Source organism: Idiomarina sp. OT37-5b (assembly GCF_002968395.1).
In the GTDB taxonomy this organism is placed as follows: domain Bacteria; phylum Pseudomonadota; class Gammaproteobacteria; order Enterobacterales; family Alteromonadaceae; genus Idiomarina; species Idiomarina aquatica.
Genome location: NZ_CP027188.1, coordinates 1,673,364 through 1,698,211 on the forward strand (window position 1 = coordinate 1,673,364; position 24,848 = coordinate 1,698,211).

Consider the following 24,848-nt stretch of genomic DNA (forward strand, 5'->3'; position numbering starts at 1 on the left):
ACCATGCCAATATCTGTTGTTTGGTTAAAGCGCGATTTGCGCCTCCATGATCATAAACCCTTGCGGCAAGCCATCGCTGCCGGTCACCCGTTGTTATTGCTGTACGTTTTTGAACCGGCAATGGAAGCAGACCAACACCTCGGTTTACGGCATTTCCGTTTTATCGTCGAAAGCCTGGCTGACCTTAAACGCCAGCATCCTGCCCTGAGCTTGCTGGTGCGGCGGGCGCCTGTCATCGACGTACTTGAGCACTTGCACGCCGAAGCCACTATCGACGCGTTATACAGTCATCAAGAAATCGGTCTGCGCTATACCCATCAACGCGACATTGCCGTCCAACGTTGGTGCAACGACCATCAGATTGACTGGCACGAATCCCCCAGCGGAGCCGTTATCCGTGGTCTTAGCCAACGTCAACACTGGGACAAGCATTGGCACAAGGTGATGCGAGCCAAAGCCGATAACCCGCCGCTTGAGCAGGCACAATGGTTTGTTTCCGAGTGTCCGTCCGACCCATTACCGGCAGCCTGGCAACAACCGGATGATCGATTTCAACACGGTGGCGCCACCCAGGCCTGGGCAACACTGAACGACTTTTATGCGGGGCGGGGTCAGTTTTATTATCGGCAACTATCCAGCCCGCTCAGTGCACAACATGCCTGCTCCCGATTGTCCCCTTACCTGGCTTGGGGCAATATCAGTCTACGGCAGGTTTATCATACCGTATTACGTTCCTGGCAACGGCCGGGATGGCGGCGGACGCTAACCGCATTTGCGTCGCGACTGCACTGGCACTGCCATTTTATCCAGAAGTTTGAAAGCGAATCACGGATGGAATTTGAGCATTTAAACCCCGGTTACAATGACATGCCGATGACTACCGGTGGTCAGGCCGACGAGTACCTGCGCGCATGGCAAGCAGGTCAAACCGGTATCCCCATGGTCGATGCCTGTATGCGTTGTCTGCACCAGACCGGATACATTAACTTTAGAATGCGTGCCATGCTGGTCAGTTTTCTCACCCATCACTTGGCCGTCGACTGGCGCCGCGGCGTGACGCATCTGGCCAGCCTGTTTCTCGACTTTGAACCTGGCATTCACTACGCTCAGTTTCAAATGCAGGCGGGGGTCACCGGCATCAATACCATACGTTTGTATAACCCTGTAAAACAGGGGCAGGAGAAAGACCCCGACGGCGACTTTATAAAACAATGGTGTCCGGAGCTGAGTACGTTACCGGTTGCCTTTATCCACCAGCCCTGGGAGCTAACGCCTATGGAACAACAACTCTATGGCATGGAACTGGGTAACGATTACCCTGCTCCCATTATTGATCTTAAAGCCGCTGCAAAAACTGCGCGTGACCGACTGTGGTCATGGCGTCAAAAAGCCGAAGTGAAAGCCCACAAACAACGGATACTCGCCCGCCATGTCGCACCGAAAACCTCATTTACCAAGTAAAATTTGCAGCGTATGTCAGCGCCCGTTCAACTGGCGCAAGAAGTGGAAAGATTGTTGGCAGGACGTAAAGTACTGTTCCGAACGCTGCCGTCGGCAGCGTTCCGGAAAAAACCAACGCTAAAGAGCGCGCTGCATGATCAAACGGTGTTCACCCGGGCCAAGATAATCCGGAACGTCGTCACAGATAACGAAGCCTGACTTTTGGTACAGATTTATCGCTTTGTCATTCTGTGGCGATACACTCAGTTCCATCTCGCCAAACCCATACTCAGCAGCCACCTGTAAGCTGTGTAACAACAGCAGCCGACCAATCCCCAGTTGCCGGTAATCACTGGCAACCAATAACGACATCAGGCTTACCCGTTGCTGTGGCAGCGGTGCCATCATGCTGTAGCCGGACACCGTATCGTCGCTTTGCGCGACCAATAGCAACTGTGGCCACTGCCGCAGAGCCTGATAAAACAGTAACTCGGGATACCCTTCGGCACCGTATAGCTGCCGCTCATACAGTGCCAATTTATGCAGATCTCCGGCTGTGGCCGCTCTTACGATGGTTGTCATTGCTGAGTATTGGGGATGATTTTTAACTCAACGCGACGATTCTGCTCACGTCCGCTGGCGGTATTATTGTCGGCAATCGGCTGACTTTCACCATAGCCATAGGTGGTTAAACGCCGTTGATCCACACCGTTGCCTACCAGATAATTGCGAACCGCTATGGCGCGGTTTAACGACAGCTGTTGATTGTATTCAGCCGATCCAGTGCTGTCGGTATGCCCTTCTACCATCATCGTGGTCTTTTCATACTTGGTTAATACGCGCGCGACATCATTAAGTACCGGGTAAAAGTTTTGCGAAATACTGGCACTGTCTGTCGCAAACGTGATGTTGCCAGGCATTTGCAAGCGAATATTGTCACCCTCACGAATCACCTGCACACCACTGCCTGAAAGTTCATCACGAAACTCTTGTTCCTGTTTGTCCATGTAGTTGCCAATCGCACTACCGGCAAGCGCACCAACTGCCGCTCCCCATAAATAACGGCTTTTATCATGGTCACCGGTGCCTTTACCAATCAATGCCCCGGCAACCGCGCCAATGGCCGCACCTTTCTGGGTGTTGTTCATATTGGCACAGCCAGCAACCACAAAAGACGACAACGCAGTGACTAAAATCAGCTTTTTCATACCTTTGCTTCCTTATTTCCGATCACTGCCTAAACTCTAGCACAGCCGGCGATAAGCGCCTGCTATGTTTACCTTTCCTTTACAACAACTTAAAAATTTGGCTTGTAGTCAAATCCTTCCTGAGCCTCACTATCACTGAACGTTTTGATTTTAACTTTCTTGTTCAGCAACCCATTAACCCATGAATTCGGGAACGTCTCGATGCCATTATTAAAATCCTCGACATTTTGGTTAAAAATGCGAATCGCGGCACCGATATTATCCTGCTGGTCGGTGATTTCTTTCATTAATTTTTGATAACTTTCTGATGCTTTCAGCTCCGGGTAATTTTCCACGGTAATATTCAGGCTTTTCAACAACTGACCGGTACGCGCTTCGGTTTTTTCCAACTGCGCGGTATCAATTTTATTGGCATCCAGTCCCTGCAAAGCTGAGCGCAATTCCGTCACCTGAGTCAGGGTGCTTTGCTCGAACGCTTTGTAATCCTTCACCACGTCTTCGAGGTGTGGGATGATTTTATTCTTTTGTCGCTCCTGGGTTATGACGTTGGCCCAGGCACGTTCGGCAGCGTTCGCGCGACTAATAATACCGTTATAGATTGCAATAACCGTCACCAGCAGCACGATGGCTATCGCAATGACTACCCATAATTCTGTCACGCCCTATCTCCTTAAAAATTGTTATCCAGCTTGGTCATTAGATAATGGATTGACTGCAGAGTTCGTTGCAGTTTCGCAAAGCTTTGTTGGCCTTCGATGGCTTCGATAAAAGCCGTAAAATCTGACAGTGTTACCTTACTCGGCGTTTTAATCATGTCATTGTCGGCAAAGGAAAGGCACAAATCCGCGCTACCATTAAACTCAAGGTTAGGCTTACTCAAAAGCTCACCAACCTCCTCCAATGCCACGACCACGGCCGGTTTCATGGTTTTAGCGGCAGTCAATTCATCGCCGGCGATGACCCGAAACCGTTCATTGAACCGGTTCGATGCGGGCTTGTAGGTACTGCCGCTGAGCAGACTGTTGGCAAAGCTAACCACCGCGACATCGCGGACGAACTGAAACGGCATAATCAATGCGTAACGATCATAATGATCATAAACCTTACGCCGCCGGGTTCTCACTTGCCCTTTGCTGTTGGTGTAGGTTTCAATCACGATCCGTTCATCGACGTAGTGAAAATGCAGGTAGCGATAATCAAACGCGTATTCGTCGCCGTCGAAGCGTCCCTGATAAAGCGCTTTCACTTCGCGCCGGTAGTTACCTCGGTGAAATTCATTAAAACGACTCAATAGTTCGCGCGTTAAGGCTGGCGAATGAAAACTGACTGGTTTAATGCCGTTATCCAGCAACGCATCCTGTTGCAGCAGGCGAGCAGAAACGGAACGTAACAACTGCCAGGGATAAATCATCAATCCCAGCACCAACAGCAGTGCGGCAACGCACACGGCAACCAACAGCCAGCTCGATCCCTGCATGTGTTGAAGCCGCTGCCAGTCATAAAATGTCAGCGCCGCGCCGACCATCGCAATCATCGCTAAGCTTACCCAGTAGCTGCGATAATGAAACTGGTACGAACCGGGAAACTGCTTTACGCTATCCATCAGCCGTTCAAAGCCACTGATATCACTAACCGACGCTGACTCGTGCTGTAACCGTTTCAATTGCGTTATCAGCGCTTGGTTGTTACCTCGATAAAACACGCGGTTGCCTTATTGATTACATTGATTCCTCATTGTCAGCAACTTACCGAGAATAATCAATGGCTATCGTATAACGCCCAATCGCGTTGTCGGATTTGCGTAAACAGTGTCCGCAATTCTCTTTCCAGAGGACGGTCTGAGGTCAACAATGGATGCTCTGCAACGATGGTCTTAGCAAAGTCACCACATTCCTTAACCAACGGCAAAGGATGGCTTTCCGCCCGCAACATCACTCCCTGTGCCGAGGCTAACAGCGCCGCAGCAGTGACCTGCTGTGTCAGCATCAGTACCCGCCGGCAGTCCCTTGCGGCAATCGTGCCCATGCTGACCTTATCCTGATTATGACATTCGGTCGAACGTGAAAACACACTCGCCGGCATGGTTAGCTTTAGCGCCTCTGCGGTCCATGCCGAGCAGCCGATCTGGACCGCTTTAAAACCATGACTTATTGCTCTCTGCTCGCCTTTGGCGGCGCTCAGATTGGCCGGCAAACCATGATTACTTTTGCTGTCGAGCAACAACGCCATCTGCCGGTCGTGTAAATCAGCAAGGTTAGCAACCTGTGTCTTCAGCAAATCCATGGCCATCGCAATATGGCCGCCGTAAAAATGACCGCCGTGATGAATACGCTGTGTTTCCGCATCCACAACCGGGTTGTCATTGGTGCTGTTAAGTTCATTGTCGATGGTTTGCTGCAAAAACGGCAGACAGTCTCGCAACACACCAATAATATGCGGCGTGCAGCGAATTGAGTAACGATCCTGGAGCCGCGTCTGCTGCGGCAGTGGTTCATTTAGCCGGGTATCCGACGCAATCCAGGCTGCAACCTGTTGCTGTCCACTGTGGGGTTTAACGCGATGCAAATCCGCATCAAAATGGTAGGGGTTACCGGCAACTGCCGCCAGCATGAGACTACTGACGCGACTGCTAAGCCGGGTCAGATACTCCGCCTGTCCGTAATTGAGACAGGCAAGCGCCGTCATCACCGCCGTACCATTCATTAGCGCCAGCCCCTCTTTGGGGCGCAGCCGATAGGGTTGCAATTGCAGTTGCTCAAACACGTCAGCGCTGTTTTTAACCTCACCCTGATAACGCACGTCGCGCTCACCGATTATCGCCCCGGCAATATAGGACAAGGGGGTTAAGTCACCACTGGCGCCCACACTTCCCTCTTCCGGAATAAGCGGCAGAATATCGTAATCGATCATCAACGCCAGCCGTTCCAACAGCGCATAACTGACGCCGGAATAGCCCTGGCATAACGACTGTAACCGCACCACCATAATGGCGCGCGTTTCTTCAGCGCTGAAATGTTCGCCCAGCCCACAACCGTGGAAGCGGGTCAGGTTAATCGGCAGCGCATTAACCTGTGCCAGCGGCACTGCTGTCCCGACGCTGTCGCCATAGCCGGTGGTTACCCCATACACCTTGCCCTGCTGATCCAGTAGTTTTTCAATCAGTTCGGCGCCCCGGTCAATGCGCGAGCGAAACTCGGTCGTCGTGCTCAATTGCACACGTGCCTGTCGCTGGCTTAACCGTATTACCTGATCGATGCTAATGGCTGCGCCATCAAACCTAACCGTTTCCATCACGATGTTATTGACTCATCCTTTATCGGCTGCTGTTCCCAATCAACTTCCTTACCCATCTCGTTGACCGGCACCGACGCTGCAACATGAAAACGTCGTGGCATTTCGGCATCAGTAACTTGTTGTGCCAACCAATGCCGCAATGGCTCAATGACGTCTTCCGCCGACAACGATGTCGCCGCCGCCGAAGGAATCAGTAAAGCGGTTAAACCACCCCCCTGCTCGGCCGCCAGCGGACGTACGCGGGCATCGGCAATCGTCGGATGAGTCGCAATCAGTTGAGCAATACGTGTCGGATAAACATTATAGCCATTCACCTGCACGGCCTTATCGCGTCGTGCCAAGGGTTTAAAATGTCGTTCGTCCTGCCATTCCAGCCGATCCGGCAACGCCATCACCTGCGCCGTTTCGATGTCTGCCACATGCGCTAAGTCCTGTCGTTGCCAGCGCGGTAACAGTTCATACCAACCCCCTGGCAAGGTGCGAAAACCCAACCCAGAAGTTTCGCTGCTACCATAGACTTCCAGCACGCTATGCAATCCCCGAGACAGCAGTTGCTGCAATACCTCAGCCGCAACCGGTCCGGTCGAACACACGGCCATAGCCTGTCGTGGGAAGTTAAGCGGACGCTTCGCCAACTGTTGATACCAGTGCGGAAAACCAATCAACAAGTCTCCGTCTTGCAAACGTTGCCCCTGTACAGCAGAAAATGCCGCCAACCCGCGTAATACAGGCAGTTCCAGTGCTTCCGCAAGCAATACAGAAAAAATAAAGCCATAAATATGATGAGGCGGTACCGCGCTCACCACTCGTTCAAACGGAATGGAGGTACCGTTCAGGTAATCACTGAAAAATGCAACTTCGCGCTCAAGCTCACGCCAACGGTGCTGGTATTTCTGCGGTTTAGCGGTCGACCCGGAGCTACAGAAGGTGATGTCTTTACTGCCGTGCTCACGGCTGGCCATTACCACATCAGCCCATTCTCCGAGCCGCGAGACTCGTAATAAATAATCCTCCAGACCTGAGCTGTGGATGTGAAAAAAATCGACCACGCGACTGGCGATCGACATCCACTCAAAAGAATCCACTAACAACTCATTGTCTGTGCCTTTTGCGTGCCGCGATGTCGTTATTACTGAATCAGCCTGCCATTGCCGGCCTTTCCAAAGCTGCGCATCGGTTCGTCTTAAGGCTGCCAATTCATCGGCGGCCAGCGCGCCGATGATGGCAATAATTGAGGACCGCGAAAGATTCATGCTCACAGGCGTTTTACGAATACCCAGTAACTGTCACCTGACAACGCTTTTTTCATATGAACCTTAACTTTGGTGGGCTGCATTTCGTAGTCAAAGGTGTACTCAAACATGGTGTTGAGGTCGCCGTTTTTTTACCCCTTCATCAAATTTACCTTTAAACTCAGGGCTGTTGGTACAAGGCGCCACATCGTTAAAAAAGTTCTTGCCGACCACCGTGGACGGATCACGCCCGGTAATATCACCTTCAGCCGCGTTGTACTGAATAATATTGCCGTTAGCATCAAGCTGAATGGCACCAAAAGCGACCTTATCAAGTTGTTCTTTATTCATCGATGACAGCTTATTTTCGATGTCATTCGAACCAAATTGAACGATTTCCATAACATGCTCCTAAAATTATTGTCGATTCCAATTGTTTTAAGAGAATGCCTTTGATTTGGATCATAAGAGATTTATCGCGCTCATGAAAAAGCCCGCCGAAGCGGGCTGAGCATATACCGTACAAATTAAGGCTGGTAATACGACTCTAACGTCACGCCAGAGAACGACTGATAGGCTCTGACACCAATGTGATAGGTGCCAGCCTGCGGATTACTGACCGAACACGACTCGGTATTACCGGTACGGTAAGGACGACAATCGTAGCTCGACGTGGTTGGCTGGCTGCCAAAGCGCAAATACAAATCAGCATCCCCGGTACCGCCGGAAATGTCGACATCCAGACTGCTCATTCCGGCAGGTACGTCGATGGTGTAGCGAACCCATTCACCGGTAGCTGCTGACAGATCCGTTACGGTACCGCCACCACCAGAACCTGAGCCGCCGCTACCTTCGCTGTACTGACCGGTCAGCGACACACCACTGTAAGCTGAATAGCCCTGAATCATCACGTGGTAAGTCCCTGCCTGCACATTACTGATGTCACAGGTTTCTTCGTTACCCCCGACAAAAGGTCGGCAATCGTAAGTACTGGTCGTTGGCTGTGAGCCGAAGCGAACGTACAAGTCGGCATCACCACTACCACCGGTCATGGTAAACGACAGATCCGTCGCGCCAGCCGGCACCTCAAGGGTAAAGTACTGTTCACTGTCTTGCGCACCGGACAAGTTGGTTTCGGCAACACCGTTTCGCAGTTCATTGCCGGTACCACCACCGCCAGAACCACCGCCCAGTGCCTGTTGCACTGCGGCATTGGCATCAACAATACCGGTACCACAGCCATTGCAGGTAGCCGGGAACGTACGGGTGGTCTGTTTTAGAATCGACTCAATGTCATCAGGGCTGGCCGTCGGCAACGCTTCTTTAACCAGAGCCGCTACCCCAGCTACGTGCGGTGCCGCCATCGACGTGCCCTGACTGAAACCATAGCTGTCAGAACCGGGCGTTGTAGCGCCAGAGTTGTATGTTGATAACACACCATTCGGATCATTGGCATAAGACATTGCGCCGCCGGGAGCCGCCACATCGACATTACTGCCATAATTTGAATAGTAAGCACGGCCACCATCGCGGTCAGTAGACGCGACGTTCACCACGCCGCTGCAATTGCCGGGATTAAAATTGGTTGAATCAGAATTGCTGTTACCCGATGCAATCACCAAGGTTGAACCGTTGCCACGAGCAATGTTGATCGCTTGCTGTGTGGTTGATGAACAGCTGCCCTGTCCACCGAGGCTCATATTGATGACATCCGCCGGATTACTGTTGCTTGGTGCACCGGAAACACTGCCACCGGAAGCCCAAATGATACCATCTGCAATATCCGCGGTCGTACCACCACAGCGACCCAGTACCCGCACCGGTACCACCTGCGCATTATACGCCACACCCGCAACGCCGGTTCCGTTGTTGCTCACCGCAGCAATGGTGCCGGCAACATGGGTACCGTGCCAGCTAGAGTCACGATCCTGCTCTGGATAACCATTGCCACACTGCCCTGCAGTCGTCCAGTCACCGGGATCACGGGCATCGTTATCGCGACCGTCGCCGTCGTTACCAATAAAGCTATCGGAAATCATGTCATAACCGGGCAGAATATTTGCGGCTAAGTCAGTATGAGGGCGATAGCCAGTATCCAGCACCGCTACAACGGTGCCATTACCGGTCGCATTGTCCCATGCTAACGGAGCATTCAAACCACCGGTAGACTCATAATAATGCCACTGCTCGGTATAACGGTTGTCATTCGGGGTTGCCAAAGGCTGTAACAGTTGGTTAGGTTCAATGAAAGCCACATCGGGGTGAGACTTCAATAACTTCAGCAGTTTTTTCGCCTGCCCGGGAGGCATCCGCTTGTCGGCATCAAAGACATAATAACCCGGCATTGCCAGCGGTCGGTTAAATTTGAAATCCATGTTCGCGCTGGCCGAGAATTCCTGCGCAACCCGGCTAGCTGCATTAGCCACTTCAGCAGCACGTGTCTGCCCCTTATTGGCGGCCTGCATAACGCTGGATTCTTTTTTAAATTTAACGATAAAGCCCGTGGAAAGTTCACTTAAGGCAACGTGACCTTTTGCTTTACCATTACCCTGTCCTGGTGCAGCTACAGCATCCGGCATCGCCACAGACGTGCCTAAAACGGCTGTCAGCGCCAGTGCCAGTGCATGTTTTTTATTATTTGCTTTGTTAAACATAAAAATCCTAATTGTTGTTATTTAATCAGTCTGTCGAATAATCGACCTAGTTATGCTTAACAAATGTGAACAAATTGTAAACGTCAATTGACGTCAATTTTATGTAAAGATTGAAATGGCATTTAATTTCAATCAATTACTCGTGAGGAAATAAGCGGTGTCTGGAGGGATCCATAGTCATTTAGTTATTATTAATTGTTATAATATATAATAATTTAAACTAAGAATCGGCGTTATGATTGCGGTTTTTTCCCAGTCCTGCACTAATGGTCATCTGCAGAGCATCGGCAGGTTTCATATCAATCGACTGCACACAATCTTTCGGTACCATAATCATATAACCGCCGACGTTGTAGCTCATCGGTAAAAACACCGCGACTTGATCAGCGCCAAGCATTTTCGATAACCGATCACCATTATCACCACTTTTCTTGGTAACGATGCCGATAAGACGAATATCGCTGTTTGGCAATGTCACCAACACCACCGATTCATCGGCGAAGTCTTTGCCGGACATCATTTCAAATACATCATTCACGGTGCCGTAGAGGCTTCGCAGTAACGGCAGTTTATTCATCATTACGCCGGGAAGCTGCCATAACCAATTCATGAATCGCCAGCGGGTGCTAAAACCAATCACAACCGCTAATACAACAAAGCTAATAAACGCTAAGCCAGGAAAGTAGTAGGTCTCACCCAACAGCGCTTTCCAGATAGGAGACAGCCAATCCTCTATCGTTACCAATAACCATTGCACTAAAAATACCGTCACAATGATCGGCAATAAAATGGCAAGACCCTTTAAGAACGATTGAATAATAGGTTTCATAACAGCAACGCCCGCTCGAAAATGAGATACTGTGCAAAGTTAGCACCCTCGTTAGGCATTTGCATGGAATTTACGGAATTTATCAATTCACTGGGTTACCTTGGCCTGTTCATATCGGCGTTACTGGCGGCAACGGTCTTGCCGTTTAGCTCTGAGGCCGTCATGCTGGGTCTGTTGCAACAGCAGTGGAACCCGTTGTTACTGGTGCTGGTCGCCGGTAGCGGCAACACCCTCGGCTCGGTCATCAATTATGCACTGGGTTACTGGGCAAATGATGGTTTTTTGCAGCGGCAATCGGCACAACATCAACGACGCCTGGCACGTGCTGAGCGATTTTTTGATCGCTACGGCAGTTGGTCAATGCTGTTTGCCTGGGTACCGGTGATCGGCGATCCATTGACGTTACTGGCGGGTCTGTTGAGACTCCGGTTTGTGGTATTTTTGGTGCTGGTCGCGCTCGGTAAATTTGGCCGTTATGCGGTACTCGCCTACACATTTTCATAAAGGAGAAAATCATGAAGGCAGTTATCCTGGATGCAGACACACTCGGCAATGACATCGATCTGTCTCTAATCGATACACAGGTAACAGACCTGACAAGCTACCCTGCTACCGATGCCGGGCATGTTCAGCAGCGCATTCAAGACGCTGACATTGTGATCACCAACAAAGTGGTCATTGATGCGAATACCCTGCAACGGGCCGCGTCACTGAAACTCATTTGTGTATTAGCAACCGGAATGAATAACATCGATGTGGCCGCGGCCGAACAGCTTGGCATTAAGGTAAAGAATGTCGAAGCCTATGGCACCGCCAGTGTGGTTCAACATACCCTGATGATGATGCTTTCGCTGGCAGCCCAACAGTCCATCATGCAAAAACGAGTCGCTGCCGGTGCTTGGCAAAAGTCGTCTATGTTTTGTTTACTGGAACCCTCGATCCTGCAATTGCAGGGCAAGCAACTGGTCATTGTGGGCTCCGGCGAACTCGGCCAGGCGGTCGCAAAACAGGCAACCGCATTGGGCATGCAGGTTACCTTCAGTGCCCGTCCGGGAAAAACAGATGATGAGCGCCCCAGCTTACATGACCTGCTCCCGGAAGCTGACGTCATTTCCTTTCATTGCCCACTGACGGATGCCACCCGGGGATTGCTCAATCGCGACAATCTCCGCCGCTGTCAGCAACATGCTCTCATCATCAATAACGCCCGTGGCGGTGTTGTAAACGAAGAAGACGTATTGACAGCACTGCGCGAGGGCATCATTGGCGGCTTCGCCACTGATGTTTTACCGCAAGAACCGCCAGCAGCAGGTCATCCTCTGCTCGAGGCCCTTAACGAATCGCTGAACTTAATCATCACGCCGCACAATGCCTGGACATCACGGGAAGCACGGCAGCGTATTATCGAGTTAACGGCAGAAAATATCCGTCAGTTTCAACACGCTCAGTCTAACGACGTTGATAAAACTGTTTGATCCCGCCGAGGATGTGAATGCCGAGTAACACCGGCAACACGTAAATGCCCAGTAATTTATGAATTTCCTCCGCGGGTTCATGCAGGCTGTGCAGGCTACTGAGATCGATCGCGACCGTAAACCAGCCAAACACATTCAGCGGCTCGCCCTCCGTGAACAAATACAGGGGGCCGCTGAACACCAGCACCAGCATCACCGCCAGCAGCAGATAATGTACCGTCCGTGACAGCCACCGCCAAGGCTCTGGCCTTGCCGGGTTTGGAAAGCCCTGCTGCAGGCGATATATCACCCGCCAGAGGACAATCCAGAAAACGAAAAAGCCAACGCCGATGTGAGCAGCTTCGGTAAATTGCTTTACCGCCCGCTCTTCGGCAAATAGCATCATATAGCCAAGGGTCAGTATTACGACAATAGCCAGTGCACTGAGCCAATGGGTGGTGCGCGCTAACGGGCTGTAATGATTATCCATACGGCTTACTCTCTTTAACAGGGGTAGCAGCAATCTACCGAGCGCAGATTAAGATAATCTTAAGGTTCTATGAACAGCCGCCGACATCAAAGCGTTTGTTGATCAGTATCAAAGTGCAGGCGCGCTATGAAACGTTGTTGGTGCCGTTCAAAACGGATCGTTAACTGTAACTGTTGCGCTAACTGTTTAACGATGCTCAAACCCAACCCGGAACCATCAACATCCAGTTGTTGGCCTCGATAGAAGCGTTCGGTGAGTCGTTCCGTATCGATCTGATGAACCCCATCAACTTCATTACTGATCAGTAGCTCACCTTGTTGCACAGACATCTCAATAACACTTCCCGGCGGAGCATATTTTACGGCATTATCGATTAGGTTAGTGAGTAACATCGACAGATAAGCCTCATCACTCAGCCATTCCAACCGTTGTGGTAACTGTACCTGGTACTGCAGCCCTTTTGCTTCTAACTTGTGGTAATAATCAGCCATCACCTGACGGGCAATGCTTGCGACATTAAGCGCTTGCATCGGCTCCGGTGGCATTTCAGTTCGCGCTAGCAATAGCAAGCTTTCAACCAGTTTCACCAAGCGTTCGGTACTGGTCAACAAACCGTTCAATTGCTGCTTTTGTTCATCGTTGTCCGCCCGTCGTATCAGGTTCTGCAACTGCGCTTTCAAACTCGCCAACGGCGTACGCAGTTCATGCGCAGCATCCGCCGAGAACCTTCGTTCACGCAGAAAGCTTTGTTCGATTCGGTGCAGATAGTGGTTCAGCGCGCGTTTCACCAACGCCACTTCCTCCGGATCATTAGCTTCGGTAAACGGCTGATAGTCGGTCGAACGTTTCCGCCGCAGCGCATTCGCCAGACGGGTGAAACTGGCAAAATTTCGGTTGATGGTCCACCAGCCCAACCACAACATCAACGGTAGCAGAGTTAGCACCGGAATCACCGTATCTGTTGTCAGATCGGTGCGGATCTCCGCGCGAAATTCATCCTCCTGTAACAACAAGATTCGATAGCGCTGATCGGCCGATGATACGCCAAACGTGTGCCACACCTCTTGCCCGATTTGTTGAATCGAAAAACCCTCGCGGAAGTCGATGCGGCTCAAGTCCATACTACCGCGTGTCTGCATCACGACGTTGCCATCATGTTGCTCGATTCGGTAAGATAATTTGCCTTCATAGGAATGCGCGTTTAACGGATCTATGGTGAGCTGTTGCGCTGGCAGTTGTTCGACAATGCTCACCAGCGCCAATAAGGTTTTGGCCTGTTGCACCATCTCGGCATCAAAGAGCTCATCCACTTCGTGGCTGATTTCCTGATGGATCCAAACCGCGGAAACCGCCGAACTCAATAGGTAAACCAAGGACACGGCAATAAGAATGCGCCGCCGAATGGAATGTAGCTTGCGCTGGAATCGCCGTATCAGTTGCATGCTAAGCGATATCCCACACCGCGAATGGTTTGAATCCATTCTTTATTGCCCAGCTTTTTGCGTAAATTGTGCACGTGCACTTCAAGCGCGTTACTCTCGACTTGCTGTTCATTACAAAACACCAGGTTTTCAAGTTTATCGCGACTGTGGACACGATCCGGCGCCGCCATTAATGCTTTTAGCAGTTCAAACTCTCGTCTGGACAGGGTAATGTCCTGATTGTGCACCCGCACCTGATGATTGATATCATCTAAAGTCAACGGGCCAACCTGTAACTGCTGTGACGCATAACCCCGCTGACGCCTGACCAAGGCGCGCAGACGCGCGGCCAGCTCGTTCATATCGAACGGCTTAACCATGTAGTCATCGGCCCCCAGGTCAAGCAATTTAACGACCTCACGGCTGTCATCACGTGCTGTTAATATCAATACCGGTAACGGTTGGCCTTTTTTGCGCAGCGATGCCAGCACCCGACTGCCATCAAGGTCCGGCAGTCCGAGATCCAACACCGCCACATCGTAAGGTTGACGATTGAGTTCACTGATTGCCGCAGCCCCGGTTCGCACCCACTGCACCACAAATTGCCGCTCAGACAAGCCCAGTTCAACCGCTTGTCCGAGCATAGCGTCATCTTCTATTAACAGCAGTTCCATCGCTTGCCGCGCTCCTATTTTTTGCGCTCGATTTTTTGCAACAAAGCGGCTATTTCTTTGCGCCGTTCTGCATCCGCCAGGGGGCGTTGTGGCCGTGGCGCAGCCTGCAACGCCTTATTGGCATACTTGGCCGCTTGCTGATAATCCCCTTGCTCATACCAATAGTCGGCGTAAAAGTAGTTAGGGTCAATGCCATCGGGATTAATTGCCAGCGCTTTTTCCAACAGCTGTCGGGCTTTGCCATCATCGCCAAAACCAAAGGGCCAGCCCGGCACCTTATAATACAGTGTCCCCAGTGACGCATACGCCGAACCATCCAGCGCCGTTGCATCCAGTTGTAACGCCGTTTCCAGCGCTTTTCTGGCTTCTTTAGCAATTTCGCCGTAAACCCTCGCCCAATCGGGCGGGGATATAAGGCGATTGAGGCGAAGCCTCAACGTCCTTGACAAGCAAAGTTATATCAGGAGAATACTGGTTATCTATACAGTTGCATGATTTAAATGTTAAGAGCGACAAAAGTACGCATTTACCCAACTCAAGAGCAGGCTGAGTTTTTAATAGCTCAGTTTGGCGCTGTGCGTTTCGCGTACAACAAGGCTCTGCATTTAAAGTCTCATATGTATCGCAAGCGCAGGGTTACGCTGAACCCCAAAAAAGACATAAAACCGCTGCTTGCCGTTGCTAAGACATCACGAAAATACCACTGGTTGAAACAATATGATTCAATCGCCTTACAGCAGGCGGTCATCAACCTTCACCAAGCCTTTGACAACTTCTTCAACCCGAAGTTAAAAGCCAAATTCCCGCAATTTAAACGCAAGCACGGCAAACAGTCGAGTTACCACTGTGTGGGTGTTAAAGTGCTGGATGGGGCTGTTAAATTGCCCAAAATGCAGCCTGTAAAGGCAAATATTCATCGTGAAATTACGGGTGCAGTAAAAAGCATTACTGTCAGTTTGAGTAAAACAGGTAAGTTTTACGCATCAATTCTTGTGGATGATGGAGTCGAAGCGCCTGCATTACTTCACACGGTAAGCAAGGTTACAGGTGTTGATTTGGGGCTGTCTCACTTCACCATCGAATCAAACGGCAGAAAGACTGCCAACCCTCGATTTGTAAAACGCGCTGAGAAAAATCTCAGACGTAAGCAGCGCCAGTTGTCTCGTAAGGCTAAAGGGAGCGCCAACCGAGCAAAGGCTCGTTTGTTGGTTGCTAAATGCCACGAAAAAGCAGCAAACGCTCGTGCCGACTTTCAACACAAACGCTCTCGAACTCTCGTTGACGAAAACCAAGCGGTGATAGTTGAGACATTGAAATCGGCCAATATGATGAAAAACCGTAAACTGGCAAAACACATAGCCGATGCCGCATGGCATAGCTTTGTTGCTAAACTGGAATACAAACTGAAAGAGCAAGGCAAATACCTAGTCAAGCTCGACCAGTGGTACGCCAGTTCTAAGACATGCCATTGTTGCGGTCATAAAATGGAAGAAATGCCCTTGTCTGTTCGCAAGTGGGATTGCCTGTCTTGCGGAACGACGGATATAGATCGGGATTTAAATGCCGCCCTTAATATTCGTGATAAAGGCATTCTGGAATTAAAGGCGGCTGGACGGTCGTCTCTGCTTATGGAAGCTGCGTAAGCCTCGATACTATCGAGCAACGGCTAATGAAGTAAGAAGCATCGCCCGATAGGGCGGTGAGAAGTCACATTGGTCTCAATAACGGCTTCAATGTCCTCTGCTGTAGCATCCGCAAACAGACCCTCGTGGGTAACAGCGGCATTATTGATAAGGCCGGTTAGTGGCGTCGGCAAAGCCTGTACGCATTCTTGTAACCGCTGTCGGCCGGCTTCGGTGGTTAAATCAGCCGCCACTGCCGCCATAGAGCCGACCTCGGCGAGCTGTCCATAGCCGGGCAATGGCCGTCCATCGATACAATAATGTTGAGGGCTTCGATCCAGATAAGCCTGCGAAAACAACACCTGCTGGTCAGCAAATTGAATGCCGCAAGCCGCTACCAGCTCTCCATCGAGGTTATCCGTTTGTTCATCAAATACAGCCAGCAGATGGCTTGGTAATTGCCGTAAACAGGCTTTAAAATTTAACCAGTAGCGCTCGCAAATGAAGGCCTCTACCTGCGAACGTAACGGATGGTCAGGCATAATCCAGTGGTGACGCATGATGAACACTCCTTAACTTAGCGGAGATTGCCGCTAACATCATTCATGTCGCCACTTTATTAAGACAGACTTAAGGAAACCTTAAACTGATTGGGGTGTTACTGGTTGGTATGATCGTTAGAAAGTTCCCGGGTTTCGGTTTTTTTATTAAAAAAACAACACTGCAACCCAAACCACCGCCATAAACAGCAAGGCAAAGAACACGGCTGCTGAGGCAATGTCTTTGGCTCGTCCGCTCAACTCATGAAACTCTGCGCCAACCCGGTCGACAACCGCTTCTATGGCCGAGTTGAGCAACTCAGTGATGAGCAAAATAAACAGACTGGCAAACAACAATAAGCGCTCCGCAAGGGTTGCCTCAACCAGCAACGCGACGGGCACTAACACCAGACACATCAGGCTTTCCTGACGAAATGCAGCCTCGTAACACCAGGCATTTTTAATGCCCCGTAGTGAATTAAAGGTTGCTTTCCAAACTCGTTTAATGCCCGTGTAGCCTGGCTTCATCGAATGCTCCATTGTGCAAATCGTAATTTAGGAACTGACACAAACCCGGTTGCGGCCCTGATGTTTGGCGTGATAAAGCTGCCGGTCGGCGCGACGAATGTTCTCTTCATTACTCTGCTGCGGATTGATGGGCGCTGCGCCCATACTCAGGGTTAATACCGCCAGTTCCGCCTGCTTGTAATGATGCGGTATCGCCAATTCGACCACGCCTTCACGTAATTTCTCCAGCTCGTTATGTACCTGTTCGCCGGAGTCTGCCGGCATGATCAGCGCGAGCTCCTCGCCGCCATAGCGATAGACGTTGGCTGATGTCTCGCCCACCAGTCGGGCAGCTATCTTTTTAAGTGCCTGATCACCGGCCTCATGACCATAATTGTCATTATAGGGTTTGAACTCATCAATATCCGCCATGATTAAATAATGACCTTGCGTGCTATTTTTGACAGCCGCCAAGTCACGGTCAAAGGCACGTCGGTTCAGCAGTCCCGTTAAACCATCCAGGTATGCCATGGCATCCAATTGTTTATTCGCTTCAGCCAGTTCAGCGGTGCGCGCCTCAACCTGCTGCTCCAAGTCATTCTGCGCCGCTAAAAATCGTGTGGCCATGGTTTTAAAGGCATCCAGAGCCTGCTTCACTTCTCCACGCGCTTTAATATCATCGGCCTGTCGCGCCAATGCATCATGATAATTGCGTTGCCCCATCAGTGAAGCTACCGTCGCCACCTCCTGCAACGGCTTACTCACTTCCCGACGCACCAGTAAATAGGTCATCAGCAAGGTTAGCAACACCAGTCCGATACCTGCGGCGACCAGTCGTAATGGCAACACCATTGCTTGCTTACGAATTTCTGCCAGCGGGTACACGGTTACGTGCCACCAGTCAGGACCCGCGATTTTATCGATGATCATCAGTTGTTCACTGCGGTCACTTTCGATCACTGCCGGGTTCTCGGTAAAGGCGTTGTCGGCAATCACATCATTGACCGCCTGAAATAGTGGCTCCTGGTAATTGTCAGCAGTTAACGTTGCTTGATCCTGCATCTGTTCTGTCGACAAATTGGAGGCCGCAATGAGATCGCCGCGTGCATTCAGCACCATGTGCTCAGAGTTTGGGCGTTTTCGCTGGGTTAAATCCGTTAACAGACTACCAAGCTCAATATCAAAGCTGGCGTTTGCCAGATGCTGCCCCTTCCGATCAATAGGCCGTTGGTAGGTGATGGTCCAGACATCCGCTGAAATATCATGATACAAGCCAGTCCAGTTTGGCGCACGTTGGGGGTTCTCACTCTGCAGCGTCGACTTGACCACGGAAAAATCGGTAATGACCAAATCTTTATCCGCCAGCAACCCCCAGGGAGACTCTGGTGAATACAGAATGAGGACATTTTCAGGCATAGAAAAATGTGTGTTGCCGACCACATTTTGCCAAGCCGGACCCAACGCGTTCAGCGTATATTGAGCGGCGATAACGCGAGTTTTCAGTTCGTCGGTCAGAGGTTGTTCTCGGGGACCAAGAAACGCACTCAAGTGTTGAAAATGGCTTTGCTCAACCGCAATGCCGCGATTGAACTCCGGCTTTAAACGCACCACCCCGGGCGAGGTTTCTTCATACCATTGATTAAAGTGTTGTAACGGTTGGTGTGCGCCGTTTAGCAACTGATACCGTTGTAGAAACTGCTCAGTCAGAATTTCGCCGTGCTGCTCAATGCGCCGGAACAACGCCTGATTGAGTTCAAGGGTTGGCTTTAAATCCTGTTGTAACAGTTCGATGACGCGTTTGCGGGCATCGTTGTAGGTGGTAATAAAAGTAATCGCTGACGCCACCACCACAATTGAAATAGCCCAAATACTGATTTTCAGCAATAACGCGGTGGTAAGGCGCTCGCGTCGTTGCAACCGTCGTTGTTGTTGTCTTCGTTCCATGACCAGAAAATGTTTTATTTAACCCAACAACTAGTCTACACAAATGCTAATATTAGGCATACTAATAACAACAATAAACTGCCGAGAAACGTTATGAAAGAAATAAAATGGGGGTTAGTGTTTGCCGTCGCCATCATCATCTGGATGCTGATTGAGCGGGCTAGCGGGCTACATTCCGATAATATCGAGTACCATGCAATTGTCACCAACCTATTCGCGGTTGTTGCCATTGTTATTTATATCTTGGCGTTACGCGACAAACGTTCCTCCTTGCCTGACGGAAAAATGTCATGGCGGCAGGGGTTTGTCAGTGGTTTGAAAATCTCGGTCGTCGTCGCGGTTTTATCGCCCTTAGTGCAACTGCTGGTACACTCGGTGATATCACCGGAATTTTTTCCTAATATGCGGGAATACGCAGTGACATCGGGGATGATGAGTGAAACCCGGGCTAATCAATATTTCAGCCTGCTGACTTACTCATTTCAGTCTGCGGTGTGGGCGTTAGGGATGGGCGTCATTACCAGTGCCATAGTGGCAGTCTTTCTAAAACGCCAGTAACCCGCGCCGGTGGCGCAGGTTACTGGTAATAATCAACGGCTCAGAAGTTTACCGTTACCCCAACCCACAGGTTACGGGCTTTGTCTTTAACGTTGTAATCATCCGTAAAAACAACCTCACTGACAGCGCCCCGACCGGTGACATACTCGTAGTCACCGTCACCGTCAAGGTCGGTGTATGTGGTTGAATAGGTGGTAAAATCGCGATCCAGCAGGTTATTGATGCGTACGTTTATCTGCGTGTACGGATTGAGTTGATAACTGGCGCCTAAATTCAACAAACTGTAGTTTTCAAAGTACTGTTGCTGTTCAGTCACGTTATCGTAGCCACGGTATCGATCCGACCGCAGTTCGCCTTGCAAGTACACACGCAACGGCTCACTGGCACGCCACTCTAGCCACATATTGGCCATGTGTTCGGCGGTATTGGTCAGCGGCTGCCCGGCCTGAGCGCCGGTCACCTGCTCGCTGTCTGTCCAGGTGTAATTACCGCGCAAACTCCAGCTGTTACTCAACGCATAGCGGCCGGCAACTTCAACCCCCTGCACGTCAACGCGATCAATGTTAATCACCTGACTGAAACTGTCGTAGCCCAATTGCTGATACTGACCCAAGTTGACACAAGGTCGCTCTCCCGCCGTCACCTCGCAACTTGGAACCGTATCGCCACGGGCAATTTTGTCATCAAAACGGGTGTTAAAATAAGTTATATTAACGTTGTGGTCAGCGTCCGCTGCGTTCCAGTAAAGCGCTAACTCTGAGTTGACGCTGGTTTCTGGCTCAAGTTCTGGATTACCGGCAAAGGGAATCGTGCCCTGTCCGCCAAAACCGGTGATACCGTCATACAAGTCAGTGGTCTTTGGCGTTTTGTAGCCGGTGCTGACACCGCCTTTTAACGTCCACTCAGAGGACAGGTTGTAGACACCATAGAGCCGGGGCGAAACCTGGCTGCCAAACACATCATGATGATCGTAACGAACCCCTGCGGTCAGCGTAAAATCCGCCACCGGCATCCAGTTGTCTTCCGCAAACAGCGAGTACATCTGTTGCTCCTGAACCGCGCCGGCCATGCCTTGCTCGAGTCCAAATACGCCATCTTTCAATTCGCCGTCAATTAGCTGCCCGCCCAACACCAGGTTATGGTGACCGGCAAGGTTTTCCAGCGGAATATCAACCCGCACATCAACGGTGTATTGGCTGCTTTGCAACGGCCGCGCAGGACGTGGCAAGAACGTTTGCTCGGCAAGTTGGCGGCGTTGCGGTTCGCTCAAACCACGGTAGTCACCGGTACCATCGTACATCTGTTGTAACAGCAAACGTTCGGCAACACTGAGCGGCAACGTGCGTCCATTATTCTCAGTATCGACATAAGACAACGCCATCCTGGTCGAAGCCATCGACCAATCCGCATCATAAATCAGCGACCACCAACGGCGGTCATAACTTTGATCTTCGGCATAGCCTGCCCGCGGCGCTACCGTTCCGCCCCGTGCCTGCCAGATTGACTCAATGCTGTCCTTGGTACCCAGCGGATAGGTGATGGTATCGGTTTCAAGGTCATAGCTTGGGCTGTTATCGTACGACTGATGGGAATCATCGTAGTTAAACTTAATGTGCTGATTGGCGACGGGTGTATAAGAAAGAGAGAAACCGTAGTGTTCGTCACTGTTATCGACCGTACGACCACCACTACCAAAGCCCAACTGCCGCGCATGCACGACACCATTAGGGTCAACCGCCGGTTCAAATTCAGGGCTGGCCGCCTGTTGATCATACAAGCTACCACGCAACCCCAACGTGAGCTTATCCTTAATCAACGGCCCACTTACGCTGAAATCGGAGGTAAAATCATCGCCGAAATCATCATTGCTTTGTACACTGCGGCCAAAACTGACGGACCCTGTCCACTCATTGGTGTGTTTTTTGGTGATCACGTTGATGACACCACCGAGCGCATCCGCGCCATATAAGGTTGAAGCCGGACCACGGATCACCTCAATACGATCGATAGCTGCCAGAGGCGGGATATGATTAAACGCGTTACCGCCAAAGTTGTTGGGATAGATATCACCGTGATTATTTTGCCGTACGCCGTCCACCAGAATCAGCGTATATTCGCCGGTTAAACCGCGCATACTGATACTGCCCTGACCGGTTTTATCCCGTGATGTACCAATATCGATGCCTTCCTGAAATTTGACCGCATCCAACAGTGAAGTAAACGCGCGTAATCGGATTTCCTCATTGGTAATGACCGAAATACTGGCCGGTGCTTCCGTTAACTTTTGCTCAAACCCGGACGCGGTGACCACCATTCGTTCCATCTCCTGGCTGTCGATAGTGCCGTCATCTGCCACAACCGTCGTCGCTACAAAATTGGCCGCTAACGCCAGTGTCAGAGCACTGGGCATAAAGTGTTTCATTGGTTCAATCCCTTTGTCGTTATGATAGTGAGCGACATTCTACTGGGAGAACAAAATAACGTAAATGCGAATTATTCTTATTTGTATTGATATTTTTTAACAGCTGTTTTTATGAATACTTAACACTAAGCTCTAGAGGGTATGGCTGTATAACACCCACACACCAATAACGATCAATGTCAAACCACCACCAATCTCGGCACGGTGGCCCAACCATCGACTGACGACCCGGCCGACCAATACACCGATGGTGACCATAATGGTGGTAGCCGCACCAATCAGTCCGGCGGCAAGCCAAATATTGACGTCCATAAAGGCGAGCGTAATACCGACCGTCAACGCATCAATGCTGGTGCCAATGGCGGTGAGTATCAATTTAAACAGCGGCGTGGCGGGCGCGTTATCAGGGTCATTATCAGGCCCTGGTTTACACCCTTCGTAGATCATATGCAGACCAAGGAGTGTCAGCAACGCAAACGCCAGCCAATGATCCCAGGCTTGCACATAACCTTTAGCGGAGTAGCCAATCAGCCAGCCGATCAATGGCGTTGTTCCTTCAATCACACCGAACAACACACCAATTTTCAGCGCCTGACTGAACTTCGGCTTGCGTAACGCAGCCCCCTTTCCAATTGCCGCGGCAAAGGCGTCAGTGGACATGGCAAAAGCAAGTAAGATAAGCGCAACAGAGCTCATGAGGATTTATTCCACCCAATAAAAACGCGTCGTATTCTAGCACAAACGGCTGTACTTAACGGATATCACCTTTCAGGTAATACCAAGCCCCCTCGTGGTTGACGAAGTCAGAGTGTTCTTCCATAAAACCAACCTCGCCCTGTTCGCGGTAAAATGCTCTGAAATGTACTTTGCCGGTTGTCGATAATTGTGATGCGGACACAACCTGAAGCTTTATCCATTGAGGGTTGTCCGATAAATCCAGTGTCGCAGGACGGGTACGGGGATGCCAGGTGGCGAGCAAATAATCAGTGAGGGCTAGCACAAACGCACTGTAGCGCGAGCGCATCAGTCGCTCAGGGCTGGCTGCTTGCACACGACCATTGTGCAGCGGCTGACAACATTGCCGATAAGGCAATTCTGACCCACAATAACAGTGCAGTTGGGGTGAAATTTCAGGCATAAAATGACAAACCGTGGAAAAACTTCGCCACAGTTTGCCAGTTAGTGGCGGCTTTTTCTACCTATCCTGCAGGTAAGCCTCGGCCCGCAACCACAGTTCTGAAGGTAAACACTTTAGTGTATCGGCGATCTTCATGACCGAGGAAACCGAAGGATTCGCTGTCCCGCGCTCGACTCGGGAAATAAACGAGCGAGCCATGTCAGCCCCGTTTGCGAGCTGTTCTTGCGAAAGCCTGCACTCCACTCGCTTCACTTTTACCGCCATACCAAACGCTGTTTTAATATCAATGCCCATAAGGTTTTTTCAGCCGACAATAAACAGGGGTTATGTTGCCATTGGCACGAAATCGAGGGAACGCTCAATACGACACCGCATGACTCATTTAGGTACCAAAGACCAAAAACTGAGTTTAACCAATGCAAAAAATCGAATAAAACGATCTTTACAGCTAAAATAGCCGCTTAGCATCTATTATTAACAAAAAATAATCAATTCTTTTTTCAAAATGATAAGGCTCAGACCGAACAAATTGACCACTTAAAGGTTCGGTCTGAGTTGTAAAGGCAGCGCCTCATCGAGCCGTATAACCACCATCAATCACCAGCTCAGCGCCGGTCACAAATTTGGACTCGTCCGACGCCAGATACACGATACCGTGGGCAATATCGTCCGGTTCACCGACATGCCCCAGTGGATGCAACGTATCCAGATGTGCTCTAAAGGCCTGTTCACCCTCCGCCGAGGCTTGTGCCAGTTTTTGCACCAACGGCGTCCAGATAAAACCAGGATGCACGGAATTGACCCGAATTTTATCCTTGGCATAAAGTAACGCGTCGTTCTTACTCATCAAAGTAACGGCCCCTTTTGAGGCATGATACGGTGGCAGGTCAGCAGCACCGACAATGCCGTATATCGACGATAGATTGATGATACTACCACCCCCCGCTTTCTTCATCGCTGGGATCACATGCTTGGTGCAGAAGAAAACGCCGTGAACATTGATGTCCATAACGTGATCCCATTCATCTTTGGTAATTTCATGGGTGGGTTTATTAACCCCGGCAATACCCGCGTTATTTACCAATATATCGATGCGCCCAAAGGCTGCAGCAATATCCGCAAACACACGATTGACACTTTTCTCGTCCGCCGTGTCCAAATGCCAGTAACCGGCCTTGCCACCTTCGGCTTCAATTTCCTTAACCAGCTTTTTACCGTCATCATCAGCTATGTCCGTAACGGCAACTTGTGCGCCTTCTCGGGCAAGTGCCAGACAGGTAGCACGGCCAATACCTAAGCTACCACCGGTAACGATAGCGACTTTATTCTCAACCCTTTTCATCCTCCGTCTCCTCTCGGTCAACAACCGAATTGAGTATGGCTGAGAATCTCAAAATTAGGCAAGCATGTACCCGGTATCGG

27 protein-coding genes are annotated in these 24,848 nt (G+C 50.6%); 6 read left to right on the forward strand and 21 right to left on the reverse strand.

Annotated elements, in window-relative coordinates; all coding sequences use genetic code 11:
* Window positions 1–3 precede the first annotated feature (3 nt).
* Entirely contained in the window at window positions 4–1,461 is a 1,458-nt protein-coding gene (locus C5610_RS07780) for an FAD-binding domain-containing protein (protein WP_105306689.1), read from the forward strand.
* Window positions 1,430–1,582 (forward strand): DUF2256 domain-containing protein, encoded by a 153-nt coding sequence (locus C5610_RS07785; RefSeq protein ID WP_105306690.1) that lies wholly within the window; start codon window positions 1,430–1,432, stop codon window positions 1,580–1,582. The genes C5610_RS07780 and C5610_RS07785 overlap by 32 nt, the downstream gene beginning before the upstream one ends.
* Here C5610_RS07785 and C5610_RS07790 read toward each other — a convergent pair.
* The 9 genes from C5610_RS07790 to C5610_RS07830 form a co-directional block, all read right to left on the reverse strand.
* Window positions 1,579–2,022: a GNAT family N-acetyltransferase gene (locus C5610_RS07790; protein ID WP_105306691.1), complete on the reverse strand. Its 444-nt coding sequence runs from the start codon at window positions 2,020–2,022 to the stop codon at window positions 1,579–1,581. The two genes, C5610_RS07785 and C5610_RS07790, sit on opposite strands and share 4 nt — an antisense overlap.
* A complete protein-coding gene (locus C5610_RS07795) occupies window positions 2,019–2,648 on the reverse strand; it encodes an OmpA family protein (RefSeq protein WP_105306692.1) in 630 nt (209 codons plus the stop codon). Before C5610_RS07795 ends, C5610_RS07790 begins: the two co-directional genes overlap by 4 nt.
* Window positions 2,649–2,737: 89 nt before the next feature.
* Window positions 2,738–3,307 (reverse strand): LemA family protein, encoded by a 570-nt coding sequence (locus C5610_RS07800; protein ID WP_105306693.1) that lies wholly within the window; start codon window positions 3,305–3,307, stop codon window positions 2,738–2,740.
* Window positions 3,308–3,318: 11 nt separating this feature from the next.
* On the reverse strand, window positions 3,319–4,350 hold the full coding sequence (locus C5610_RS07805) for a hypothetical protein (RefSeq protein ID WP_105306694.1): 1,032 nt from the start codon (window positions 4,348–4,350) through the stop codon (window positions 3,319–3,321).
* A gap of 56 nt (window positions 4,351–4,406) precedes the next feature.
* Window positions 4,407–5,939, reverse strand: a complete 1,533-nt coding sequence (hutH, locus tag C5610_RS07810) for a histidine ammonia-lyase (RefSeq protein WP_105306695.1) — start codon at window positions 5,937–5,939, stop codon at window positions 4,407–4,409.
* The gene (locus C5610_RS07815) at window positions 5,939–7,195 is read right to left on the reverse strand and encodes an AMP-binding protein (RefSeq protein WP_105306696.1); all 1,257 of its coding nucleotides are present in this window, start codon (window positions 7,193–7,195) and stop codon (window positions 5,939–5,941) included. Before C5610_RS07815 ends, hutH begins: the two co-directional genes overlap by 1 nt.
* A gap of 102 nt (window positions 7,196–7,297) precedes the next feature.
* Entirely contained in the window at window positions 7,298–7,576 is a 279-nt protein-coding gene (locus tag C5610_RS07820) for a PAS domain-containing protein (protein ID WP_262339805.1), read from the reverse strand.
* 125 nt (window positions 7,577–7,701) lie between these two features.
* On the reverse strand, window positions 7,702–9,828 hold the full coding sequence (locus C5610_RS07825) for a S8 family peptidase (RefSeq protein WP_105306697.1): 2,127 nt from the start codon (window positions 9,826–9,828) through the stop codon (window positions 7,702–7,704).
* A gap of 220 nt (window positions 9,829–10,048) precedes the next feature.
* Window positions 10,049–10,657, reverse strand: a complete 609-nt coding sequence (locus C5610_RS07830; RefSeq protein WP_105306698.1) for a DUF502 domain-containing protein — start codon at window positions 10,655–10,657, stop codon at window positions 10,049–10,051.
* 63 nt (window positions 10,658–10,720) lie between these two features.
* Here C5610_RS07830 and C5610_RS07835 point away from each other — a divergent pair, with 63 nt between their 5' ends.
* Together C5610_RS07835 and C5610_RS07840 are read left to right on the forward strand one after the other, a co-directional pair.
* Window positions 10,721–11,161 carry a YqaA family protein gene (locus tag C5610_RS07835; RefSeq protein WP_105306699.1) on the forward strand — a complete coding sequence of 147 codons (441 nt, stop codon included), beginning with the start codon at window positions 10,721–10,723 and terminating at the stop codon, window positions 11,159–11,161.
* Window positions 11,162–11,172: 11 nt separating this feature from the next.
* Window positions 11,173–12,132: a D-2-hydroxyacid dehydrogenase gene (locus C5610_RS07840; RefSeq protein WP_105306700.1), complete on the forward strand. Its 960-nt coding sequence runs from the start codon at window positions 11,173–11,175 to the stop codon at window positions 12,130–12,132.
* Here the strand turns inward: C5610_RS07840 and C5610_RS07845 are convergent.
* The 4 genes from C5610_RS07845 to C5610_RS07860 all read right to left on the reverse strand — a co-directional run bounded on the left by C5610_RS07845 (window position 12,107) and on the right by C5610_RS07860 (window position 15,133).
* The gene (locus C5610_RS07845) at window positions 12,107–12,601 is read right to left on the reverse strand and encodes a cytochrome b (protein ID WP_105306701.1); all 495 of its coding nucleotides are present in this window, start codon (window positions 12,599–12,601) and stop codon (window positions 12,107–12,109) included. The genes C5610_RS07840 and C5610_RS07845 overlap by 26 nt on opposite strands.
* An 86-nt stretch (window positions 12,602–12,687) precedes the next feature.
* A complete protein-coding gene (locus C5610_RS07850; RefSeq protein WP_262339806.1) occupies window positions 12,688–14,043 on the reverse strand; it encodes a histidine kinase dimerization/phospho-acceptor domain-containing protein in 1,356 nt (451 codons plus the stop codon).
* The gene (locus C5610_RS07855; RefSeq protein ID WP_105306702.1) at window positions 14,034–14,696 is read right to left on the reverse strand and encodes a response regulator transcription factor; all 663 of its coding nucleotides are present in this window, start codon (window positions 14,694–14,696) and stop codon (window positions 14,034–14,036) included. Before C5610_RS07855 ends, C5610_RS07850 begins: the two co-directional genes overlap by 10 nt.
* Window positions 14,697–14,710: 14 nt before the next feature.
* On the reverse strand, window positions 14,711–15,133 hold the full coding sequence (locus C5610_RS07860; protein ID WP_262339807.1) for a tetratricopeptide repeat protein: 423 nt from the start codon (window positions 15,131–15,133) through the stop codon (window positions 14,711–14,713).
* 63 nt (window positions 15,134–15,196) lie between these two features.
* On the opposite strand from C5610_RS07860, the gene C5610_RS07865 reads away from it, so the two are divergent.
* Window positions 15,197–16,339: an RNA-guided endonuclease InsQ/TnpB family protein gene (locus tag C5610_RS07865; protein WP_105306703.1), complete on the forward strand. Its 1,143-nt coding sequence runs from the start codon at window positions 15,197–15,199 to the stop codon at window positions 16,337–16,339.
* A 23-nt stretch (window positions 16,340–16,362) separates the two neighbouring features.
* Here C5610_RS07865 and C5610_RS07870 read toward each other — a convergent pair whose 3' ends face one another.
* The 3 genes from C5610_RS07870 to C5610_RS07880 form a co-directional block, all read right to left on the reverse strand.
* Window positions 16,363–16,878: a thermostable hemolysin gene (locus C5610_RS07870; RefSeq protein ID WP_187346260.1), complete on the reverse strand. Its 516-nt coding sequence runs from the start codon at window positions 16,876–16,878 to the stop codon at window positions 16,363–16,365.
* Between the two features lie 147 nt (window positions 16,879–17,025).
* On the reverse strand, window positions 17,026–17,385 hold the full coding sequence (locus C5610_RS07875) for a diacylglycerol kinase (RefSeq protein WP_105306704.1): 360 nt from the start codon (window positions 17,383–17,385) through the stop codon (window positions 17,026–17,028).
* A gap of 27 nt (window positions 17,386–17,412) precedes the next feature.
* Entirely contained in the window at window positions 17,413–19,308 is a 1,896-nt protein-coding gene (locus tag C5610_RS07880; protein ID WP_105306705.1) for a GGDEF domain-containing protein, read from the reverse strand.
* Window positions 19,309–19,401: 93 nt separating this feature from the next.
* Between C5610_RS07880 and C5610_RS07885 the strand changes: the two genes are divergently transcribed.
* A complete protein-coding gene (locus tag C5610_RS07885) occupies window positions 19,402–19,866 on the forward strand; it encodes a DUF4199 domain-containing protein (RefSeq protein ID WP_105306706.1) in 465 nt (154 codons plus the stop codon).
* 40 nt (window positions 19,867–19,906) lie between these two features.
* Here C5610_RS07885 and C5610_RS07890 read toward each other — a convergent pair whose 3' ends face one another.
* From C5610_RS07890 to C5610_RS07910, 5 genes are all read right to left on the reverse strand, one after another.
* Window positions 19,907–22,288, reverse strand: a complete 2,382-nt coding sequence (locus tag C5610_RS07890) for a TonB-dependent receptor domain-containing protein (protein ID WP_262339808.1) — start codon at window positions 22,286–22,288, stop codon at window positions 19,907–19,909.
* 132 nt (window positions 22,289–22,420) lie between these two features.
* Entirely contained in the window at window positions 22,421–22,984 is a 564-nt protein-coding gene (locus tag C5610_RS07895; RefSeq protein ID WP_105306707.1) for a manganese efflux pump MntP family protein, read from the reverse strand.
* 55 nt (window positions 22,985–23,039) lie between these two features.
* Window positions 23,040–23,426, reverse strand: a complete 387-nt coding sequence (locus C5610_RS07900) for a YchJ family protein (RefSeq protein ID WP_105306708.1) — start codon at window positions 23,424–23,426, stop codon at window positions 23,040–23,042.
* 57 nt (window positions 23,427–23,483) lie between these two features.
* Window positions 23,484–23,720, reverse strand: a complete 237-nt coding sequence (locus tag C5610_RS07905) for a helix-turn-helix transcriptional regulator (protein ID WP_316042200.1) — start codon at window positions 23,718–23,720, stop codon at window positions 23,484–23,486.
* A 277-nt stretch (window positions 23,721–23,997) separates the two neighbouring features.
* The gene (locus C5610_RS07910) at window positions 23,998–24,768 is read right to left on the reverse strand and encodes an SDR family NAD(P)-dependent oxidoreductase (protein WP_105306709.1); all 771 of its coding nucleotides are present in this window, start codon (window positions 24,766–24,768) and stop codon (window positions 23,998–24,000) included.
* Between the last annotated feature and the right edge of the window lie 80 nt (window positions 24,769–24,848).

Bases quoted from the DNA above. Each gene is read 5' to 3' on its own strand.
- C5610_RS07830 (WP_105306698.1), bottom strand. From the start codon at position 10,657: ATGAAACCTATTATTCAATCGTTCTTAAAGGGTCTTGCCATTTTATTG.
- C5610_RS07790 (WP_105306691.1), bottom strand. From the start codon at position 2,022: ATGACAACCATCGTAAGAGCGGCCACAGCCGGAGATCTGCATAAATTG.
- C5610_RS07840 (WP_105306700.1), top strand. From the start codon at position 11,173: ATGAAGGCAGTTATCCTGGATGCAGACACACTCGGCAATGACATCGAT.
- C5610_RS07780 (WP_105306689.1), top strand. From the start codon at position 4: ATGCCAATATCTGTTGTTTGGTTAAAGCGCGATTTGCGCCTCCATGAT.
- C5610_RS07870 (WP_187346260.1), bottom strand. From the start codon at position 16,878: ATGCGTCACCACTGGATTATGCCTGACCATCCGTTACGTTCGCAGGTA.
- C5610_RS07875 (WP_105306704.1), bottom strand. From the start codon at position 17,385: ATGAAGCCAGGCTACACGGGCATTAAACGAGTTTGGAAAGCAACCTTT.
- C5610_RS07900 (WP_105306708.1), bottom strand. From the start codon at position 23,426: ATGCCTGAAATTTCACCCCAACTGCACTGTTATTGTGGGTCAGAATTG.
- C5610_RS07795 (WP_105306692.1), bottom strand. From the start codon at position 2,648: ATGAAAAAGCTGATTTTAGTCACTGCGTTGTCGTCTTTTGTGGTTGCT.
- C5610_RS07895 (WP_105306707.1), bottom strand. From the start codon at position 22,984: ATGAGCTCTGTTGCGCTTATCTTACTTGCTTTTGCCATGTCCACTGAC.
- C5610_RS07905 (WP_316042200.1), bottom strand. From the start codon at position 23,720: ATGGGCATTGATATTAAAACAGCGTTTGGTATGGCGGTAAAAGTGAAG.
- C5610_RS07850 (WP_262339806.1), bottom strand. From the start codon at position 14,043: ATGCAACTGATACGGCGATTCCAGCGCAAGCTACATTCCATTCGGCGG.
- C5610_RS07825 (WP_105306697.1), bottom strand. From the start codon at position 9,828: ATGTTTAACAAAGCAAATAATAAAAAACATGCACTGGCACTGGCGCTG.
- C5610_RS07890 (WP_262339808.1), bottom strand. From the start codon at position 22,288: ATGAAACACTTTATGCCCAGTGCTCTGACACTGGCGTTAGCGGCCAAT.
- hutH (WP_105306695.1), bottom strand. From the start codon at position 5,939: ATGGAAACGGTTAGGTTTGATGGCGCAGCCATTAGCATCGATCAGGTA.
- C5610_RS07820 (WP_262339805.1), bottom strand. From the start codon at position 7,576: ATGGAAATCGTTCAATTTGGTTCGAATGACATCGAAAATAAGCTGTCA.
- C5610_RS07835 (WP_105306699.1), top strand. From the start codon at position 10,721: ATGGAATTTACGGAATTTATCAATTCACTGGGTTACCTTGGCCTGTTC.
- C5610_RS07845 (WP_105306701.1), bottom strand. From the start codon at position 12,601: ATGGATAATCATTACAGCCCGTTAGCGCGCACCACCCATTGGCTCAGT.
- C5610_RS07885 (WP_105306706.1), top strand. From the start codon at position 19,402: ATGAAAGAAATAAAATGGGGGTTAGTGTTTGCCGTCGCCATCATCATC.
- C5610_RS07815 (WP_105306696.1), bottom strand. From the start codon at position 7,195: ATGAATCTTTCGCGGTCCTCAATTATTGCCATCATCGGCGCGCTGGCC.
- C5610_RS07785 (WP_105306690.1), top strand. From the start codon at position 1,430: ATGTCGCACCGAAAACCTCATTTACCAAGTAAAATTTGCAGCGTATGT.
- C5610_RS07880 (WP_105306705.1), bottom strand. From the start codon at position 19,308: ATGGAACGAAGACAACAACAACGACGGTTGCAACGACGCGAGCGCCTT.
- C5610_RS07910 (WP_105306709.1), bottom strand. From the start codon at position 24,768: ATGAAAAGGGTTGAGAATAAAGTCGCTATCGTTACCGGTGGTAGCTTA.
- C5610_RS07855 (WP_105306702.1), bottom strand. From the start codon at position 14,696: ATGGAACTGCTGTTAATAGAAGATGACGCTATGCTCGGACAAGCGGTT.
- C5610_RS07865 (WP_105306703.1), top strand. From the start codon at position 15,197: ATGTTAAGAGCGACAAAAGTACGCATTTACCCAACTCAAGAGCAGGCT.